The sequence below is a fragment of the Nostoc sp. ChiQUE01b genome, from assembly GCF_034531255.1.
In the GTDB taxonomy this organism is placed as follows: domain Bacteria; phylum Cyanobacteriota; class Cyanobacteriia; order Cyanobacteriales; family Nostocaceae; genus Nostoc.
Genome location: NZ_JAVRBM010000002.1, coordinates 266,983 through 284,768, shown reverse-complemented (window position 1 = coordinate 284,768; position 17,786 = coordinate 266,983). Strand labels below are relative to the sequence as shown.

At 44.1% G+C, this 17,786-nt stretch carries 16 protein-coding genes; 13 read left to right on the top strand and 3 right to left on the bottom strand.

Going from position 1 to position 17,786, the window contains the following annotated elements; genetic code table 11:
• Positions 1-99 precede the first annotated feature (99 nt).
• From RMY63_RS02910 to folE, 4 genes are all read left to right on the top strand, one after another.
• Complete coding sequence (locus tag RMY63_RS02910) at positions 100-1,119, top strand: long-chain acyl-[acyl-carrier-protein] reductase (protein ID WP_322727249.1); 1,020 nt, start codon at positions 100-102, stop codon at positions 1,117-1,119.
• Positions 1,120-1,274: 155 nt separating this feature from the next.
• Positions 1,275-2,255 carry an acetyl-CoA carboxylase carboxyltransferase subunit alpha gene (locus tag RMY63_RS02905; RefSeq protein ID WP_322727248.1) on the top strand — a complete coding sequence of 327 codons (981 nt, stop codon included), beginning with the start codon at positions 1,275-1,277 and terminating at the stop codon, positions 2,253-2,255.
• Positions 2,256-2,606: 351 nt separating this feature from the next.
• Entirely contained in the window at positions 2,607-3,332 is a 726-nt protein-coding gene (locus RMY63_RS02900) for an SDR family oxidoreductase (RefSeq protein ID WP_322727247.1), read from the top strand.
• Between the two features lie 114 nt (positions 3,333-3,446).
• Positions 3,447-4,154, top strand: coding sequence for a GTP cyclohydrolase I FolE (folE, locus tag RMY63_RS02895; protein ID WP_322727246.1), 708 nt, complete (start codon positions 3,447-3,449; stop codon positions 4,152-4,154).
• 186 nt (positions 4,155-4,340) lie between these two features.
• On the opposite strand, the gene RMY63_RS02890 is transcribed toward folE, so the two are convergent.
• Entirely contained in the window at positions 4,341-4,973 is a 633-nt protein-coding gene (locus RMY63_RS02890) for a phosphoribosylanthranilate isomerase (protein ID WP_322727245.1), read from the bottom strand.
• A 121-nt stretch (positions 4,974-5,094) separates the two neighbouring features.
• Between RMY63_RS02890 and psaK the strand changes: the two genes are divergently transcribed.
• The 4 genes from psaK (at position 5,095) to RMY63_RS02870 (ending at position 9,748) form a co-directional block, all read left to right on the top strand.
• Positions 5,095-5,352, top strand: coding sequence for a photosystem I reaction center subunit PsaK (gene psaK / locus RMY63_RS02885; RefSeq protein ID WP_322727244.1), 258 nt, complete (start codon positions 5,095-5,097; stop codon positions 5,350-5,352).
• A gap of 470 nt (positions 5,353-5,822) precedes the next feature.
• A complete protein-coding gene (locus RMY63_RS02880) occupies positions 5,823-7,019 on the top strand; it encodes a site-2 protease family protein (protein WP_322727243.1) in 1,197 nt (398 codons plus the stop codon).
• 252 nt (positions 7,020-7,271) lie between these two features.
• On the top strand, positions 7,272-8,633 hold the full coding sequence (gene der, locus RMY63_RS02875) for a ribosome biogenesis GTPase Der (protein ID WP_322727242.1): 1,362 nt from the start codon (positions 7,272-7,274) through the stop codon (positions 8,631-8,633).
• A gap of 185 nt (positions 8,634-8,818) precedes the next feature.
• Entirely contained in the window at positions 8,819-9,748 is a 930-nt protein-coding gene (locus tag RMY63_RS02870) for an energy-coupling factor transporter transmembrane protein EcfT (RefSeq protein ID WP_322727241.1), read from the top strand.
• Positions 9,749-10,309: 561 nt separating this feature from the next.
• On the opposite strand, the gene RMY63_RS02865 is transcribed toward RMY63_RS02870, so the two are convergent.
• Entirely contained in the window at positions 10,310-10,588 is a 279-nt protein-coding gene (locus RMY63_RS02865; protein ID WP_322727240.1) for a hypothetical protein, read from the bottom strand.
• A gap of 177 nt (positions 10,589-10,765) precedes the next feature.
• Here RMY63_RS02865 and pipX point away from each other — a divergent pair, with 177 nt between their 5' ends.
• The 5 genes from pipX to RMY63_RS02840 all read left to right on the top strand — a co-directional run bounded on the left by pipX (position 10,766) and on the right by RMY63_RS02840 (position 16,448).
• Complete coding sequence (gene pipX, locus RMY63_RS02860; RefSeq protein WP_109010971.1) at positions 10,766-11,044, top strand: transcriptional coactivator PipX; 279 nt, start codon at positions 10,766-10,768, stop codon at positions 11,042-11,044.
• A complete protein-coding gene (locus RMY63_RS02855) occupies positions 11,041-11,709 on the top strand; it encodes a YggS family pyridoxal phosphate-dependent enzyme (protein ID WP_322727239.1) in 669 nt (222 codons plus the stop codon). The genes pipX and RMY63_RS02855 overlap by 4 nt, the downstream gene beginning before the upstream one ends.
• 367 nt (positions 11,710-12,076) lie before the next feature.
• A complete protein-coding gene (locus RMY63_RS02850) occupies positions 12,077-12,679 on the top strand; it encodes a cell division protein SepF (protein WP_322727238.1) in 603 nt (200 codons plus the stop codon).
• A 120-nt stretch (positions 12,680-12,799) separates the two neighbouring features.
• Positions 12,800-13,618 carry a pyrroline-5-carboxylate reductase gene (proC, locus tag RMY63_RS02845; protein ID WP_322727237.1) on the top strand — a complete coding sequence of 273 codons (819 nt, stop codon included), beginning with the start codon at positions 12,800-12,802 and terminating at the stop codon, positions 13,616-13,618.
• 154 nt (positions 13,619-13,772) lie between these two features.
• Complete coding sequence (locus RMY63_RS02840) at positions 13,773-16,448, top strand: RNA helicase (RefSeq protein WP_322727236.1); 2,676 nt, start codon at positions 13,773-13,775, stop codon at positions 16,446-16,448.
• 239 nt (positions 16,449-16,687) lie between these two features.
• On the opposite strand, the gene RMY63_RS02835 is transcribed toward RMY63_RS02840, so the two are convergent.
• Complete coding sequence (locus RMY63_RS02835; RefSeq protein WP_322727235.1) at positions 16,688-17,068, bottom strand: hypothetical protein; 381 nt, start codon at positions 17,066-17,068, stop codon at positions 16,688-16,690.
• Positions 17,069-17,786: the final 718 nt, after the last annotated feature.

The window sequence follows — 17,786 nt, the reverse complement described above, 5'->3', positions numbered from 1 at the left end:
ATTTATCAGAACTTCAGAACTCAGGACTTAGAACTCAGGACTGCTAAACCGCTTATTTATTCCACGCCCTCAAGACAGCATAAGCCTAATAATCACTACATGTTTGGTCTAATTGGACATCTGACTAGTTTAGAACACGCTCAAGCGGTAGCTCAAGAATTGGGATACCCAGAATATGCCGATCAAGGGCTAGACTTTTGGTGCAGCGCCCCGCCGCAAATTGTCGATAGCATTATTGTCACCAGTGTAACTGGGCAAAAAATTGAAGGACGGTATGTAGAATCTTGCTTTTTGCCGGAAATGCTAGCTACCCGTCGCATCAAAGCCGCAACACGCAAAATCCTCAACGCTATGGCCCATGCACAAAAGCATGGCATTAATATCACAGCTTTAGGCGGATTTTCCTCGATTATTTTTGAAAACTTTAAGTTAGACCAGTTTAGCCAAGTCCGCAACATTAAACTAGAGTTTGAACGGTTCACCACAGGAAACACACATACTGCCTACATTATTTGTAAGCAGGTGGAAGAAGCCTCAAAACAATTGGGAATCGATCTATCAAAAGCGACTGTTGCTATATGTGGAGCAACTGGGGATATTGGTAGTGCAGTTACCCGCTGGCTAGATGCAAAAACAGATGTCCAAGAACTTTTGTTGATCGCCCGCGATCAAGAACGCCTCAAAGAACTGCAAGGTGAACTGGGGCGAGGAAAAATCATGGGTTTGACAGAAGCATTGCCTGAAGCTGACGTTGTAGTTTGGGTTGCTAGTATGCCCAGAGGCGTGGAAATTGACCCGACCACTTTGAAACAACCTTGTTTGTTGATTGATGGTGGCTATCCTAAAAACTTAGCAACAAAAGTTCAGCATCCTGGTGTATATGTGTTAAATGGTGGGATTGTAGAGCATTCCCTGGATATTGACTGGAAAATTATGAAAATCGTCAATATGGACGTACCAGCCCGCCAGTTGTTTGCTTGTTTTGCCGAATCAATGCTGCTGGAATTTGAGAAGTTATACACGAACTTTTCCTGGGGACGGAATCAGATTACCGTAGACAAAATGGAGCAGATTGGTAAGGTATCTGTGAAGCATGGATTTAGACCGCTGCTGGTTTAGTCATTGGTCATTGGCATTGGTCATTAGTCATTGGTCATTAGTTATTTGCAAATGACATAGACGCGCCAGCGGCTTCCCGCAGGGTAGGACAAAGGACAAATGACAACGGACAAAGAAGCATAGATAACTTATAACTTGTACTTATAACCCCTACGATGGCAACTACCGAGCGTAAACCGCTACTGTTAGATTTTGAAAAGCCCCTAGCAGAACTCGCAACCCGAATCGATCAAATTCGGCAACTTGCAGAAGAAAATGGCGTCGATGTTTCTGGTCAAATTCGTCAACTAGAAGCACGCGCCATGCAACTACGTGAGGAAATTTTCACTAGTCTATCCCCGTCCCAGCGATTACAAGTCGCTCGTCATCCGCGTCGCCCCAGTACTCTCGATTACATTCAGGCAATTAGTGATGAATGGATGGAATTGCATGGCGATCGCACTGGTGGTGACGATCCGGCTTTAGTTGGTGGTGTTGGTCGTTTGAGTGGGCAACCTGTGGTGATGTTGGGTCATCAAAAAGGGCGCGATACTAAAGACAACATTGCCCGTAACTTTGGAATGCCTTACCCTGGCGGCTATCGCAAAGCTATGCGGTTGATGGAACACGCCAACAAGTTTAGTATGCCGATACTAACCTTTATCGACACACCCGGAGCTTGGTCTGGGGTAGAAGCAGAACACCAAGGTCAAGGAGAAGCGATCGCTTACAACTTGCGGGAAATGTTTTGCTTAGATGTGCCAATTATCTGTACAGTCATTGGTGAAGGTGGTTCCGGTGGCGCACTTGGTATTGGTGTAGGCGATCGCCTACTGATGTTTGAACACTCCGTTTATACCGTCGCCACTCCCGAAGCCTGCGCCGCCATTTTGTGGAAAGATGCTGGTAAAGCCCCCCAAGCCGCTGTGGCGCTAAAAATTATTTCCCATGACCTGAAAAAGTTGGGAATTATCGACCAAATACTGCCTGAACCCACTGGTGGCGCTCATTCCGACCCTTTAAAAGCCGCTACCACTCTTAAGCAAGTACTGATGGAAAATTTAGACGAACTCAATCGTTTAACCGCTCCAGAACGTCGCCAAATGCGCTATGAAAAATTCCGCAAAATTGGCGTTTTTACAGAAGTTGCCCACTAAAACAACTCGATAATGATAGATTAGCCAAGCAGCAATGCTATAATCGCCTATGTGCTTAAAGATTTTTAACAATCTAGCCATAGGCATTTGCATGTTTGGCAAATCTACTCAATTTGATTGAGTGGGTTTTGTATTATGTAAATAATCTAATTTGAATGTACCGCGTGGTTTTCCAGGCAAGAATATGTTGTACTTACTGCTCCCAGAATATGGAGACTGTTGTGTTGCATCGTAGCATTTGCTTGATGAAAATCATCAGATTTTTAGATTCCTTTAATCTATCCAAACCGAGAAGTGTGAATAATGGGATGGTAATAGGCTTTGGGAACTGCCAAAAAATTGGGAGACACTATGAGTGTTGAGCAAAAACGACGCGCCCTGATTACTGGGGCAAGTAGTGGAATTGGGAAAGCAACGGCTTTAGCCTTTGCCAAAGCCGGAATAGATGTCGCCTTAGTCAGCCGTTCTTTGGATAAGTTGGAGGCGGTAAGAGAAGCCGTAGAGCATACTGGGGTGGAAGCGAAAGCTTACGCTCTAGATTTAGCGCGGATCTTGGAAGTCAAAGAAAAGATCCAAGCCATCGCTCTTGACTTTGGTGATATAGACATTCTGGTAAACAATGCTGGCATTGCCTATACAGGAACTTTCAGCGAAATTTCCCTAGAGGGCTGGCAGCAGGTAATTGACTTGAATCTTACCAGCGTTTTTCAGTGCATTGTGGGGATTTTACCTTCAATGCGCGATCGAGGCACAGGCACAATTATCAACATCGCCTCAATTTCGGCCAAGCAACCCTTTCCCGGTTGGGGAGCATACAGCGTCAGCAAAGCTGGTTTGATAGCCCTCTCTCAAACCCTGGCACAAGAAGAACGCACTCACGGCATTCGTGTCACAGCTATTTGTCCTGGCGCAGTCAATACTGAACTTTGGGATACAGAAACAGTCCATGTCAACTTAGACCGTTCCAAAATGTTAACCCCGGAAATTGTGGCTCAGTCAATTCTCCACACAGTTCTATTACCACAACAGGCAGTGATTGATGAATTGATCCTCATGCCCAGCGCTGGCGCACTCTAATTGCGAAGTTAGGAGTTAGGAGTTAGGAGTTAGAAGTTAGGAATTAGAATTTTTAACTCATAACTCATAACTCCTAACTCATAACTAAATTCAAACCATAACCAAGACTGAATCATGACTATTGCTAGTTCCAACGGTTCTAATTGCTCTCAATCACCTCTGATTCCCGACTTGGCAGAAGCCATAACTCCTAGACCCGACCGCAATACTCATAACGGGCGACAAGTGGATGTGTTCCCGCCAACAGAGGAACAGCTGGAGGAAATGAAGGACGCCGTGCGGACACTAATACTGGGAGTTGGGGAAGACCCAGAACGCGAAGGACTCCTGAAAACACCCAAACGAGTAGCCGAAGCAATGCGCTTTCTTACCAGTGGCTACAACCAATCTCTTGAAGAACTCGTTAACGATGCCATCTTTGATGAAGGACATAGCGAGATGGTGCTAGTTAGAGATATTAATTTCTTTAGTTTGTGCGAACACCACATGCTGCCATTTATGGGTAGAGCACACGTTGCTTATATCCCCAACCAAAAAGTTGTCGGACTGAGTAAGCTGGCCCGGATTGTTGAGATGTATTCCCGTCGCTTACAAGTACAAGAGAGACTAACCCGCCAAATTGCCGAAGCAATTCAGACCATTCTGGAACCTCAAGGCGTTGCTGTAGTGATGGAAGCTAGCCACATGTGCATGGTGATGCGTGGCGTCCAAAAACCAGGTTCTTGGACTGTCACTAGCGCAATGGTTGGTGTGTTTCAAGAGGAACACAAAACCCGCGAAGAATTTTTTAACTTGATTCGTCACCAAGGAGCGTTTTTTTAAGGAATGGGGAGTGGGGAGTGGGGAGTGGGGAGTGGGGAGTGGGGAATGGGGAATGGAGCATTGGGCATTGGGCATTGGGCATTGAAAAGAGGCAGAGGGGCGGTGCAGGATGCAGAGGAGAGGAATTTTCCCCCTGCTCCCTGCTCCCGTGCTTCCCCTGCTTCCTCATCCCCCATTCCCTACTCCCTACTCCCTACTCCCCAATTTCTCAAACAACTTGGCTACTTTATCTAAATCCTTATCTCCTGGTGTCCGTTCCACACCACTAGATAAATCAATGCCGCTAGGATTAACCTGATTCAGGGCTTCCACAATATTATCGGCTGTTAATCCTCCTGCTAAAAACCAAGGACAACTAGGACTAAATTGTTCTAGCATCGTCCAATCTAAAGTTTTGCCTGTACCACCCAGTTGTTGCGGATGGTAGGCGTCAAGTAGCAAAGTATCTACAAATTTGGTGTAATCAACTGCTGTGTCAAGATGCTCAAGACTACGAATTCTCAGTGCTTTAATAATTTCGACATTGGGTAAAGCTTGACGTAATTGGTAGCAAAAATTTGGTGATTCATCTCCGTGTAACTGCACACCAGTCAACCCAGAATCAGCAACTATCTGACTGATTTCAGCGATACTAGCGTTGGCAAAAACCCCAATTGTGTCAATATTTGCCGGGAGTTCTGCCACTGCTGCCCGAATTTGGCATGTAGTCACGTAACGACGTGAGTTTGGCACACAAATAAATCCTAGTGCCGTTGCGCCCAGAGAGGCGATCGCTATAGACTGCTGTGGTTGAGTAATGCCGCAAATCTTAACGCGCATGAATATTTAACAAATTTAAACTAATTATCTGAAAAGTCTAAACTATCTAAAAAATTTTTGGCCCTTGTAATTTTATAATCTTGTAGGTCTACATTAACTTTTGCATTTAGGAGACAAAAGCTTGATTGACTCTATTTTACTAGCAGCCGCAGCTGCATCTGTTCCCGCAACACCTGCATGGAATCCCATAGTAGGAATCATCATCAGTATCAGTAGCTTAGTAATAGTTTTACTAAGTACTAGGATTGAAAAACCCTTAGTTGGCCCCAAGTTCCCTATCCTACCGATTAGTATTCCCACATTCGTTGCTGCGATGGCTTTTGGTCATATTATTGGCGTTGGCATCGTTCTCGGACTAACTTACATCGGTCGTCTGTAGTTTGGTAATGACAGAGGTGTTACTTGTAACCCTGGTATCGATACAAAACTCCTAAAAACGATTTTGGGCAGGGGAGCAGGGGAAGCATGGGAGCAGGGAGCAGGGAGCAGGGGGAAAATTCCTCTCCTCTGCACCCTGCACCCCGCCCCTCTGCCTCTCTTCAATGCCCAATGCCCCTCAAGAGTGCTGAGTCATGTTAGCGGTAGCGGGGCGTTTAGCCCGTGCTGAGTGCTGAGTTGGGAATCTTACTTCTTTACTCAGGACTAGGAACTCGGAAAAAAGGAACTGTTTTGCCCCATACACAATTCCCAAGTCCAGAGTTTTCTTCACAGGCATTAATTGTCTATTCTAGAAATGAGAGCATTTCGTCACTTGTCAATACCGAATTGATGCTCAATATAAATGTATATACGAAATACATAGATTTCGGTATAAAAAGTACTGACGATATCTAGTTTTAGGGCAGTGTAATGCAAACAAATTGGAGAATTGGGTCATTATTTGGAATTCCCTTGTTTTTAGACCCGTTATGGTTTGTGATTTTAGGGTTGGCAACCCTGAACTTTGGGGTAGCTTATCAGGAATGGGGAAGTGTTATAGCCTGGAGTGCTGGAATAGTTATGGCACTGCTGCTTTTTGCTTCGGTGCTATTGCATGAGTTGGGTCATAGCTTGGTAGCCCGATCGCAAGGCATTAAAGTTAATTCAATTACCCTATTTATGTTTGGCGGGATTGCTGCCATTGAAGAAGAATCTAAAACTCCTTTCAAAGCTTTTCAAGTAGCGATCGCTGGCCCTTTAGTGAGTATCATCCTATTTTTCCTGCTCCGTCTGGCAGCTTTTGCGATACCTGATACTAATCCCCTCAGTGTCATGGTTGGAGATTTGGCGAGAATTAACTTAGTGGTGGCTCTATTTAACCTGATTCCCGGCTTACCCCTAGATGGGGGACAAGTGTTAAAAGCAGCACTATGGCAAATCACGGGTAATCGTTTTCAAGCCGTACACTGGGCTGCAAAGGCTGGGCAAATTTTGGGTTATGGTGCGATCGCTTTCGGATTTGTTGTAGATTTTGTGACCAGGGAATTAGTAGTTGGTTTGTGGATTGCGTTGTTAGGTTGGTTTGCTGTCCGCAACGCTAACACCTATGACAACATGAATACATTACAAGAAAGCCTACTGAAGGTGGTGGCGGCGGATGCGATGACTCGTGACTTTCGGGTAATTGATGCTGACCAGACATTGCGTTCCTTTGCCGATTTATACCTCTTAGAAACCACTCCCTCACAAGTTTATTTTGCTGCTTCTGATGGACGTTACCGGGGTCTAGTTTCCATTGACGATTTCCGTTTAACCCAAAGGAGTGAATGGGAAACCGAAACTTTACACAGGATAGTGCATCCGTTGACAGAAATACCTACCGTTGCCGAATCAATATCGATTGCTGAGGTAATTAACAAGCTAGAAAATGAGCAGTTACCTAGAATTACCGTACTTTCTCCCGCTGGTGCCGTAGCTGGTGTAATTGACCGGGGAGATATTGTGCGATCGCTGGTACAAAAGTTAAATTTGCAGATAAGCGATGCTGAAATTAAGCGCATCAAGTCAGAAGGTAGCTATCCGCCTGGGTTGCAACTGGGAGTAATCGCGAAATCAACTACAAATTAAACGTCACACCTTCGTCAGAGGTTTGCAATAGACACGTCAAAAGCGTGTGTGATATTTAATTTGGTATTTGGTTACAAAATGCTTTTTTTGGGTAAAAGGTAGGATTTCCTACCTTTTTTATTTTTAAAAGTATAATGTCACCGAACAGCCCATCGTAGACATCGCCTCAGATGATGGGAAAATTAAATTAAGACTTAAAGTGAGTAAAATGTAAGTACATGATATACTACACCTCTCACTTACCCTGGTTTTATGGCACTGCCAATCGTTGCAATTATCGGACGCCCAAATGTGGGCAAATCCACCCTGGTTAATCGACTCGCCGGGGAACAAACGGCGATTGTCCATGATGAACCGGGAGTGACACGCGATCGCACTTATTTACCAGCTTTCTGGAACGACCGCGAATTTTTAGTCGTAGACACTGGTGGTTTAGTTTTTAATGATGATACCGAATTTTTACCACTGATTCGCCAACAGGCAATGACAGCCCTAGCAGAAGCGTGTGGTGCTATTTTTGTCGTAGATGGTCAAACAGGCCCCACATCGGCAGATTTAGAAATCGCCGAATGGATGCGCCAACAAACCGTACCTGTGCTACTAGCTGTAAATAAATGTGAATCCCTAGAACAAGGCTTAATGCAAGCTGCCGAATTTTGGGAATTGGGATTGGGCGAACCTTACCCTATCTCCGCGATTCATGGCAGTGGTACAGGAGAGTTACTCGACGAGTTAGTTAATCACATCCCTGCTATTGAAGATATCCCCGAAACTAATGAAATCAAAGTAGCAATTGTGGGACGCCCAAATGTGGGCAAATCGAGCTTACTCAATTCTTTTGTTGGGCAAGAAAGGGCAATTGTCAGCCCGATTTCCGGCACTACCCGCGATGCTATTGATACCGTCATTGAACGAGCCGGACAAACCTATCGCTTGATTGATACCGCTGGTATTCGCAAAAAGAAACACATCGAATACGGCACAGAATTCTTTAGTATTAACCGTGCTTTCAAAGCGATTCGTCGGGCTGATGTGGTTTTATTAGTAATAGATGCCGTAGATGGAGTCACCGAGCAAGACCAAAAATTAGCTGGGCGGATTATCGAAGAAGGTCGAGCTTGCATCATCGTCGTTAATAAATGGGATGCTGTCGAAAAAGACTCTTACACAATCTACGACTACGAAAAAACTCTGCAATCACGGTTACATTTTACCGAATGGGCAGAAACAATTTTTGTGAGTGCCTTGTCAGGACAACGGGTAGAAAAGATTTTAGAATTGGTGAAAACGGCGGCTGAATCACACAAACGCCGTGTCAGCACATCAGTTATTAACGAAGTTTTAACAGATGCCGTCAGTTGGCATACACCGCCAGCATCCCGTGGTGGGCGGCAGGGCAAAATTTATTATGGTACACAAGTAAGTAGCCAACCACCAACGATCGCTCTATTTGTCAATGATTCCAAACGCTTCAACGACAACTACCGCCGTTACATTGAACGGCAATTTCGTCAACAGCTAGGATTTAAAGGCACGCCAATTATTTTACTGTGGCGGAGCAAAAAAGTCCGTGATGCCGAAATTAGTAACGTTAATAGAGCAACTCGCGTGTAATAATTGTCACTTGTCATTGGTCATTTGTCCTTTGCATAATCACTAATGATAATCGAGTAACTCACGTATAATAATTGTCACTTGTCATTAGTAATTTGTTTTTTGGCTAATGACTAATGAACGCCCCTTGCTTCAACAGGGGGAACCCCCGCAACGCAGTGGCTCCTAATGACTAATGACTAAACATGGATTTATTGCGATCGCTGCCACTTGGACTTTATTTAGAACAACCCCAAACTTGGCTCCATAAAATCGATCCGCGAGTCAAGTTCGCCTGGTTGATGAGCTTTTTAACAAGCTATGTTTTAGCCAACAACAATTGGCGGGTGCTGCTAGTGGTAATATTAATTATTGCCACCTTGATTGCGAGAATTCCTCGACGAGTATGGCAGCAGCAAATGGGTTGGCTATTAATGCTATCGTTTTTTGTATTAGCGATCGCAGCCCTCAGTCCTGATGGACTGGGTGTAGATTATCAGTCACGTCTGCCAGTTAATGAACAAATCTTAACCCAGCAAGCATTCTCTAATAATCCTGTTCAAGAGCCAGCAGCCGAGAAAAAAAAATACAGCTACGTGCTATTTCACAAAGGCCCGGTTAAAGTAACTCGCTACTCCTTGAGTTTGGCAGTACGCTTGAGTACACTTATATTTACCGTAATTTACAGCACCAACCTCTATCTGCTCACAACCGCACCAGAAGAAATCACATCTGGTATAGAAAGCTTAATGCAACCCCTGCGACGCTTCAAGTTACCTGTCACAGAAATTGCTTTAACTTTAACCTTGTCCTTGCGCTTCATTCCCCTGGTTTTAGAAGAAGTGCAAAACTTATTTCGCTCTGTAATGACAAGGGCAATTAATTGGAAAAAGCTGGGATTGAAAGGAGCATTCAAAGTTTGGATGACAGTTGCAGAAAGACTTTTGGAAAATCTGCTCTTACGAGCCGATCAAATGGCGAATGCAATGATGGTGCGGGGTTTTACCAGTCCCAATCAGCATCGAGTGCAGTGGCACGACTTACGATTAAAAGGGCGAGACTGGCTGGCGATCGCAACTTTAATCTTATTCTGGGGAATACGACTAGCTATAGGAACTCAGGTTTATGCATCGTAAAAATGGTAAGAGATAATACAGCAGAATTGAGGAGTAAAACACGCTTTATATCTGAATAATAGACGAATCGTTGTGTACCTCACTTTCCTTGAAATCTGCTGTATATCGAACAGTTACCCCATGATAAAATTGATCCCCTGCTATTTTTCGTAGCTTTTTTATGCAAAACAGATTATTTTGCTGTTTCAGATTGGTATCCTTATGAATCTCTGCACAAAGCTCAGGCACAAATTGCAGCACTGAAAATTCTAGATAATCAATAGACCTTTTGCATAAATCAAAAATAATAACCCCACCCCACTAAAGCTACACTTTGATCTCCTCGATCTCCTCTCCCCAGTTGGGGTGGGATGTTATACCAATTCGCAATTCGCAATGACGCTCTCTACGAGACGCTAAAAGCGTAGCTTGCTTCTCTGAAAGAGTACGCGGACTCGCTAACGCTGCGAAGAGAGCAATTCGCAATTAAGAAACCTAGATGGAGTAAGACTTTGGTGATTGATATCTGTTGCCTCTTTTTGGAGAATTGGTATTAGGGACTTTTGCAAAAAGTCTAATAGTCTAATAGAAGATAGTTTTCTTTCCAATCCCCAATCCCCAATTTTGTGCCATTGGGCGACAGTTGTGGCAGTATGGAAAGAAGTTGAGAAATTCGCCGTTGCTGTTGGGAACTTCAAAGGGTGTTTTTCCTTCCCACGTCGAACTTTCAACAACAGGATCAGGAATATTTTGTGCCTTGTCCCTACAGATTAGTAAATTGAAGTCACCAAAGCAGATGGTGATATTTGTCCACCAGCCTCTACTTTTTGAATCTACGCTTCGCGGCTTCTGTTGTACCATTGCGCTTCACTACCACTAGCTTCATCTGCCCATTACGAACTAGATCGAGGTCTTCGTAACCGCAGCTTCGCATTTTAAGCAAATATTCTGACGAATGTTGGTATTATCGTCTGAATGTTTGGAATTCACTGCGAAAAGATATATATACTTCCACCTTGACTACACCTTGACTCTTAAATGAATCCAGAAAACGCAGAAACTTACATAAACCATCCAACTTGGGGTTTACTCTACAAAATCTGTATGGTTGATGAGAACCAGGATTTGTTCACCACACTTTATGCCCAGCGCTTATTTTTTTTGGTGGCAAATGACGTTAAAGGTGTTAAATTCCAGTCTCTAGGACGTACTGAGGCTAGAATGATGTTGGAAAATCGCTTACGTACCCTGCGGCGCAGTGGGCAATCTCAGGAGTACGATCAGCTTCAGAGTGTTTTCCAGCGCACCTTCCAATGAACAGTTCGATTTCCGAACGTATTGTTACTATTCGTTCCTCCCTGCCAACTTCAGTCAAATTGATTGCTGTTAGCAAGCAAGTTTCTGCCCAGGCCATTCGGTCTGCATACAACGCAGGAATTCGTGATTTTGGGGAAAGTCGTATCCAAGAAGCCACCAGCAAACAAGCCGAGTTGCAAGATTTACCGGATATTACCTGGCACTTTATTGGACATTTGCAAAGCAATAAAGCCAAAAAAGCCATCGAGCATTTCCCTTGGATTCATTCCGTGGATAATTTGAAGCTGGCACAGCGCTTAGACCAATTGGCGCAACAGCTAGGAGTGAGTCCCCAGGTTTGCCTGCAAGTGAAAATTCTCCCCGATCCCAACAAGTCTGGTTGGAGTGTGCCAGAACTTTTGGCTGATTTACCCACGCTCAATCAATACAAAAGTTTACAAATTCAAGGTTTGATGACAATTCCGCCTTCAGGATTAAATGATTCGGAAATTCTCAATGTGTTTAATCTCAATCGTAAGCTAGCCAAAGAAATCCAGGAGCAAAACTGGTCGCAGATAAAAATGCAGCACCTATCTATGGGTATGTCAGGCGACTACGAACTGGCAGTGCAAGCAGGCGCAACGATGGTACGATTAGGAACCATATTGTTTGGCGATCGCCCTTAGCCGATTAATCATCAGCCTTACTCTTCAGTATTAATAGAAGCTAAGGATTTGATGACAAGAATTTTGTGACAGACTGGTGCAATCGGAAACAAAGGATATAGTATTGACAAGAGCAATCGCCAAGAGAAAATGGGGTATAAAGAACTTTCCTTCGGATAAACCTTAGGATATAATCTTGACTCATTATTATGTTTAGGCGATGCACAGACCTTTCCAATAAGTGTCAGTTCATCGCCAAAACCCGTAATATAGGCTACAACTAGCAATACACTTGCTGAAGTATCCACCGATATAGCGAACGCTCCTATCTCAATCAATCCTCAGCCAAGTCAATGCAGGCTATTCGCATCAGGAGAGTACACACACCATGAACAACATTTTTTCCAAACTCAGAGACTTTGTGGGTCTAAATGAGCAAGTGGAATACGAGTATTACGAAGAAGAACCAGAAACAGATAATAATAATTACCAAAATCTGTATCAGCAAGAAAATCCTCAACCAGCACCGCCAGAAAGCACAACCGCTCAAAATCGACGCTGGCGGGAACCAGTGCCTACAATGGGAGACGATATGACAGCAGGTTCAAAGCCAATGGGGAATGTGATTGGTATGCCAGGAGCAATTAACGGAATTTCGGAAGTTTTAGTACTCGAACCACGCACCTTTGAAGAAATGCCCCAGGCCATTCAAGCGCTGCGAGAACGCAAGTCAGTGGTATTAAATCTGACAATCATGGACCCAGATCAAGCTCAACGAGCAGTAGATTTTGTTGCAGGTGGTACTTACGCACTAGATGGACATCAAGAGCGCATCGGTGAAAGCATCTTTTTGTTTACACCAAGTTGTGTCCAAGTTAGCACCCAAGGTGGCGTTCTTCATGAAGTACCACAACCACCAGTACGTCCATCTCGTCCTACAGGTACTCCAAATCAAACCTGGGGTAACGAAACTAACCGGATGGCACAATAAAGTTAAATTAGTATTTAGTCCTTTGTCCTTTGTCCTTTGTCATTTGTCTTGGGTTTTGCTCATGGTGACAAATGACAAACGACTAATGATCAATGACTAATGACTAATGACCAATGACTAATGACTATAAAATTTGGCTTAATTGGTGGTGGGGTAATGGGAGAAGCACTCTTATCCCGCCTTATCGCGCGTGGAATTTATCAATCATCAGAAGTCATAGTTAGCGAACCGCTATCTTCACGTCTAGATTTTTTAAAACAGCAGTACGATGTTGCTGTGACTACAGATAATAGCCAGGTTTTTACCGAAGCAAAAGAAGTTCTATTTTTGGCAGTGAAACCGCAGGTGTTTAGTGCGATCGCTCAAGAATTAGCAGATATTGATATTCTTAATAGAGAACATACACCTCTAATCATTTCTATTTTGGCGGGTGTGCCCTTAAGTCAGCTAGAAGCTGCATTTGTGCAATTGCCAGTGATTAGAGCAATGCCCAACACCCCGGCAACAGTGGGAGCAGGAGTTACCGCGATTTGTTTAGGTGCATATACCAATGCCAAACATCACCAAATAGCACAGCAAGTTTTTTCTGCTGTGGGTGAAGTCGTAGAAGTTTCAGAAGGGCTAATGGATGCAGTTACAGGGCTATCTGGTAGCGGCCCCGCTTACGTGGCGCTCATGGTAGAAGCACTTGCAGATGGCGGAGTAGCCGCAGGTTTGCCTAGAGTAATTGCCAATCAACTAGCCTTGCAAACCGTACTGGGAACAGCAAAACTCTTGCAAGAAACCAAAATCCACCCAGCAGAACTCAAAGATCGTGTTACTAGTCCCGGTGGTACAACCATTGCGGGGATTGCCAAGCTAGAACAGGCAGGATTTCGTTCCGCTTTAATTGAAGCAGTCAAAGCTGCCACAGAGCGATCGCAAGAGCTGGGAAAATAAAGTTAGGAGTTATGAGTTATGAGTGAGGAGTTTTAACTCATAACTTCTAACTCCTAACTCATAACTTCTAACTCCTCACTTCTAACTCCTAACCTAACGAAGTTGACAAAAGACTCGTTAGTATAGTAAACAATCTGGTTGCAAATGTGATTGAGTGAATTATCCTGCACCGTCTCCAGAACTTGACTTAGGGTCTATATTTCCCTTTGAACTGGATCAGTTTCAAAAAGAAGCGATCGCGTCCCTGAACGCCGGACGCTCTGTAGTCGTATGTGCCCCCACAGGTTCGGGCAAAACATTAGTCGGGGAATACGCGATTTATCGTGCCCTAGCGCGAGGAAAACGTGTATTTTACACCACTCCCCTAAAGGCGCTGTCGAATCAAAAATTACGTGACTTTCGAGAAAAATTTGGGTTTGATCAAGTCGGTCTGTTAACTGGAGATGCTTCCATTAACAGGGATGCACCGATTTTGGTGATGACCACAGAAATTTTCCGAAATATGCTCTACGGCACACCCATTGGGCAAATCGGCATCTCATTAGTAGACGTTGAAGCGGTGATACTTGATGAGTGCCACTACATGAACGATCGCCAGCGCGGTACTGTTTGGGAAGAATCAATCATCTATTGTCCCCGGGAAGTGCAACTGGCAGCTCTCTCAGCAACGGTTGCCAATAGCGATCAGCTCACCGACTGGCTAAATCGTGTTCATGGCCCAACTGACCTGATTTACTCCGATTTTCGCCCGGTTCCCTTAGAATTTCACTTTTGCAATCCCAAAGGGTTATTTCCCCTGCTGAATGATAGCAAAACCAAAATTAACCCTCGGCTTCAGAAGAAGAAGGGGAAAGGCGGAGAAAGGGACAGGGGGAGAAATGGCAGACCGGAAGCTCCTGGCATAATTTATACCTTGAGCCAGTTAGAACAACGCGATATGCTCCCAGCGATTTACTTTATCTTCAGCCGCCGGGGATGTGATAAAGCGGTGGCGGAAGTGGGTGATTTATGGCTGGTAAATAATGAAGAGTCTCAGATTTTGCGGCAACAGATTGATGACTTTTTAGCCCGCAATCCCGAAGCAGGGCGTTCTGGACAAATTGCTCCCCTGTATCGGGGAATTGCTGCCCACCACGCTGGGATTTTACCTGCTTGGAAAGCACTGGTAGAAGAACTATTTCAGCAAGGGCTGATTAAAGTCGTATTTGCTACCGAGACACTAGCAGCGGGAATTAATATGCCTGCCCGGACAACAGTAATTTCTACCCTTTCTAAACGGACTGACACCGGACACCGCCTGTTGAACGCTTCCGAATTTTTGCAAATGGCGGGACGAGCAGGCCGGCGGGGGATGGATAAACAAGGTCATGTGGTGACAGTCCAAACTCCCTTTGAAGGAGCCAAAGAAGCCGCCTATTTGGGAACATCCAAGCCAGACCCACTAGTAAGCCAGTTTACGCCCAGTTATGGCATGGTACTCAACTTGCTGCAAACCCATACCTTAGAGCAAACCAGGGAACTGATAGAGCGCAGTTTTGGGCAGTACATGGCGACCTTGCATTTAAGACCAGAATACGATGAGATTGCGGAACTGGAAAGACAATTAGCTCAACTATATGAGCAAATAGCCGCAGTTGATGAAAATGAACTGGCTATTTACGAAAAATTGCGACAACGCCTGAAAGTAGAACGCCAGATATTGAAAACCTTGCAAGAGCAAGCACAGTCAGACCGCCAAGAGGAATTGGTGATGATGTTGTCCTTTGCAGTGTCAGGAACTCTGTTAAGTCTCAAAGGCAAAAATATCACCGTTTCTTCACCCGTAACCGCAGTATTAGTCGGAAAATCGCCTGGTTCTGGTCAAGCTCCTTACTTGGTATGCTTGGGACACGATAACCGTTGGTATGTGGCAACTACAGGGGATGTAGTCGATTTGTATGCCGAACTGCCGCGAATTGAAGTGCCACCTGATGTACTACCACCGCCAGAGATGCCTTTGAAGCCAGGGCAATCGCGCCGTGGTAACGAAGAAAGCTTTGCGATCGCTGTACATATTCCCAATCCGATAGAATCTTTGCATCTAGCACCAGAAGTAGCAGAACAACTCAGTCACGTTACCGCTGTTCAAGAACAATTAGAAGCTCATCCCCTACATCAATCAGGCAATGCGGCAACGCTTTTCAAACGCCGGGCCCGCTATGTCGAACTAGAAGCCGAACTCGAACAGTTGCAAGGGGTAGTAGAGCAACAATCACAACGTCATTGGGAAGAATTTCTCAATTTAATCGCCATTCTGCAACACTTTGACGCTTTGGATAACTTAGTTCCCACACAATTAGGGCAAATCGCAGCCGCCATTCGAGGGGAAAATGAATTGTGGCTAGGTTTAGTATTTGCTAGTGGTGAATTGGACAACTTAGACCCGCACCATTTAGCAGCAGCAGCAGCAGCTTTGGTGATGGAAACACCCCGTCCAGATAGCAAGGTTAACTTTGACCTTAGTAATGAAGTAGCAGAAGCCTTGAAAAAATTGCGGGGAATTCGCCACCAAATGTTCCAACGACAACGGCGGTATAACGTAGCGCTGCCGATATGGTTGGAATTTGAGTTAATTGCCATAGTCGAACAATGGGCGCTGGGAATGGAGTGGACAGAACTCTGCGAGAACACTACCTTGGATGAAGGCGATGTAGTGAGAATTTTACGCCGGACTTTGGATTTATTGTCGCAGATACCCCATATTCCCCATTTGCAAGACTCTTTCTTGCGTAATGCCTATCGGGCGATGCAGTTGATTGATAGATTCCCCGTGAATGAGGTGGTTGAATAAATAGGAAGTGGTAAAGGAAGTGGTAATTTCTGTGCGTCTTTTTCTCTTGACACTTACACAAAAGACGCTGTAGGGGCAATTCATGAATTGCCCCTACAAGTCGCCCCTACAATCAATTTACATTTGGCCGAATATTATAGTAGTGGTACGTAGTTAAAAATGCTTTTTTGGTTTCGTATATAAGTGATTAATCACGTGTATCTCACAAAAGTTATAGTCGCTATCAGCGCTATTCAATCTTAATACACCAAGTTTCCAGTACCCTGCAACTGACGCAAAGAATTTATACATAATGGACAGTCGCAGCCAAATACCCTAATTGCCGCATCGCTTTCCTCTTCAGTAAAGTTCAACATGGCAACATTCCGATCTGATACTGATGTGACAATAGTTGAAGAACTTGTAGAGGTATACGGGCGTTTTCTCTCTGAATCTCGAATACACACAAAATCTTGTCCACCATGTGGGTTAGTAATACAGGTACGACCGTCTTGTGTGTGCAGTAATCTCTGTGTAATGCTACCACTAGCATGGGCAGGATGAAATGTCACTAGCGTAGACATCATCGACACAAAAATTGAGGAACTGGAAAGCAAATTCAGAAGAATTTTTTTGTTCATAGATTTCCTTGAGAAAATTGTCTACTAGATTAGGGTATTCGATTAACTTTCAAACTTCAAGTGAATTTTCCCTGAGAATAGCTAGATAGACACTTGTTACCCAAGAAAGTTCCATCTCTACACCAGTTTGCTCGGAAATTATTTACTACATCATAATTCAACAATCAAACAGGCTTGATGTCTAGCTTTTAGACGCAACGTTATCTAATTCAGCACATTTCAATCCGCTGTATATTCCCAAAACGGTTATTATTTGCTTGATGTAAGTATAGAACTAGTATTTGATTTTTGAAATAACTCAGTACAACTTTAAGAGACTTCTTTCCTGTTCCCTGTTCCCTTCCTACATAAATAATTTTAGAAATCAAACCAGATTCCTATATAAGAGCTTAAACCAATTCGCAATTCGCAATGACGCTCGAAGACTCGCTAACGCTGCGCTAACGCAATTCGCAATTACGTTTTGTGTCGCGGTCTAAATCCCCGTCACAAAACGTTCTACCGTCGTTAGGCTCTTTACTTAAACCCCCAAACTTTGTTAATTAAAATAAAGCTCGTAATTAGCGGCTCTAGCCTTTGAAATTATGATATAGAGCAATAAATCGCTCACTACGAACAAAAGTTATATTTTACATAATTCTATACAATTGAAAACCGCTATAACTATCTTTACAAGACTATAAATCTTAATTTTAATCAAAAGATAGTGTATGTATTT

Bases quoted from the DNA above. Each gene is read 5' to 3' on its own strand.
- RMY63_RS02910 (WP_322727249.1), top strand. From the start codon at position 100: ATGTTTGGTCTAATTGGACATCTGACTAGTTTAGAACACGCTCAAGCG.
- RMY63_RS02905 (WP_322727248.1), top strand. From the start codon at position 1,275: ATGGCAACTACCGAGCGTAAACCGCTACTGTTAGATTTTGAAAAGCCC.
- RMY63_RS02900 (WP_322727247.1), top strand. From the start codon at position 2,607: ATGAGTGTTGAGCAAAAACGACGCGCCCTGATTACTGGGGCAAGTAGT.
- folE (WP_322727246.1), top strand. From the start codon at position 3,447: ATGACTATTGCTAGTTCCAACGGTTCTAATTGCTCTCAATCACCTCTG.
- RMY63_RS02890 (WP_322727245.1), bottom strand. From the start codon at position 4,973: ATGCGCGTTAAGATTTGCGGCATTACTCAACCACAGCAGTCTATAGCG.
- RMY63_RS02880 (WP_322727243.1), top strand. From the start codon at position 5,823: ATGCAAACAAATTGGAGAATTGGGTCATTATTTGGAATTCCCTTGTTT.
- der (WP_322727242.1), top strand. From the start codon at position 7,272: ATGGCACTGCCAATCGTTGCAATTATCGGACGCCCAAATGTGGGCAAA.
- RMY63_RS02870 (WP_322727241.1), top strand. From the start codon at position 8,819: ATGGATTTATTGCGATCGCTGCCACTTGGACTTTATTTAGAACAACCC.
- RMY63_RS02865 (WP_322727240.1), bottom strand. From the start codon at position 10,588: ATGGTACAACAGAAGCCGCGAAGCGTAGATTCAAAAAGTAGAGGCTGG.
- pipX (WP_109010971.1), top strand. From the start codon at position 10,766: ATGAATCCAGAAAACGCAGAAACTTACATAAACCATCCAACTTGGGGT.
- RMY63_RS02855 (WP_322727239.1), top strand. From the start codon at position 11,041: ATGAACAGTTCGATTTCCGAACGTATTGTTACTATTCGTTCCTCCCTG.
- RMY63_RS02850 (WP_322727238.1), top strand. From the start codon at position 12,077: ATGAACAACATTTTTTCCAAACTCAGAGACTTTGTGGGTCTAAATGAG.
- proC (WP_322727237.1), top strand. From the start codon at position 12,800: ATGACTATAAAATTTGGCTTAATTGGTGGTGGGGTAATGGGAGAAGCA.
- RMY63_RS02835 (WP_322727235.1), bottom strand. From the start codon at position 17,068: ATGAACAAAAAAATTCTTCTGAATTTGCTTTCCAGTTCCTCAATTTTT.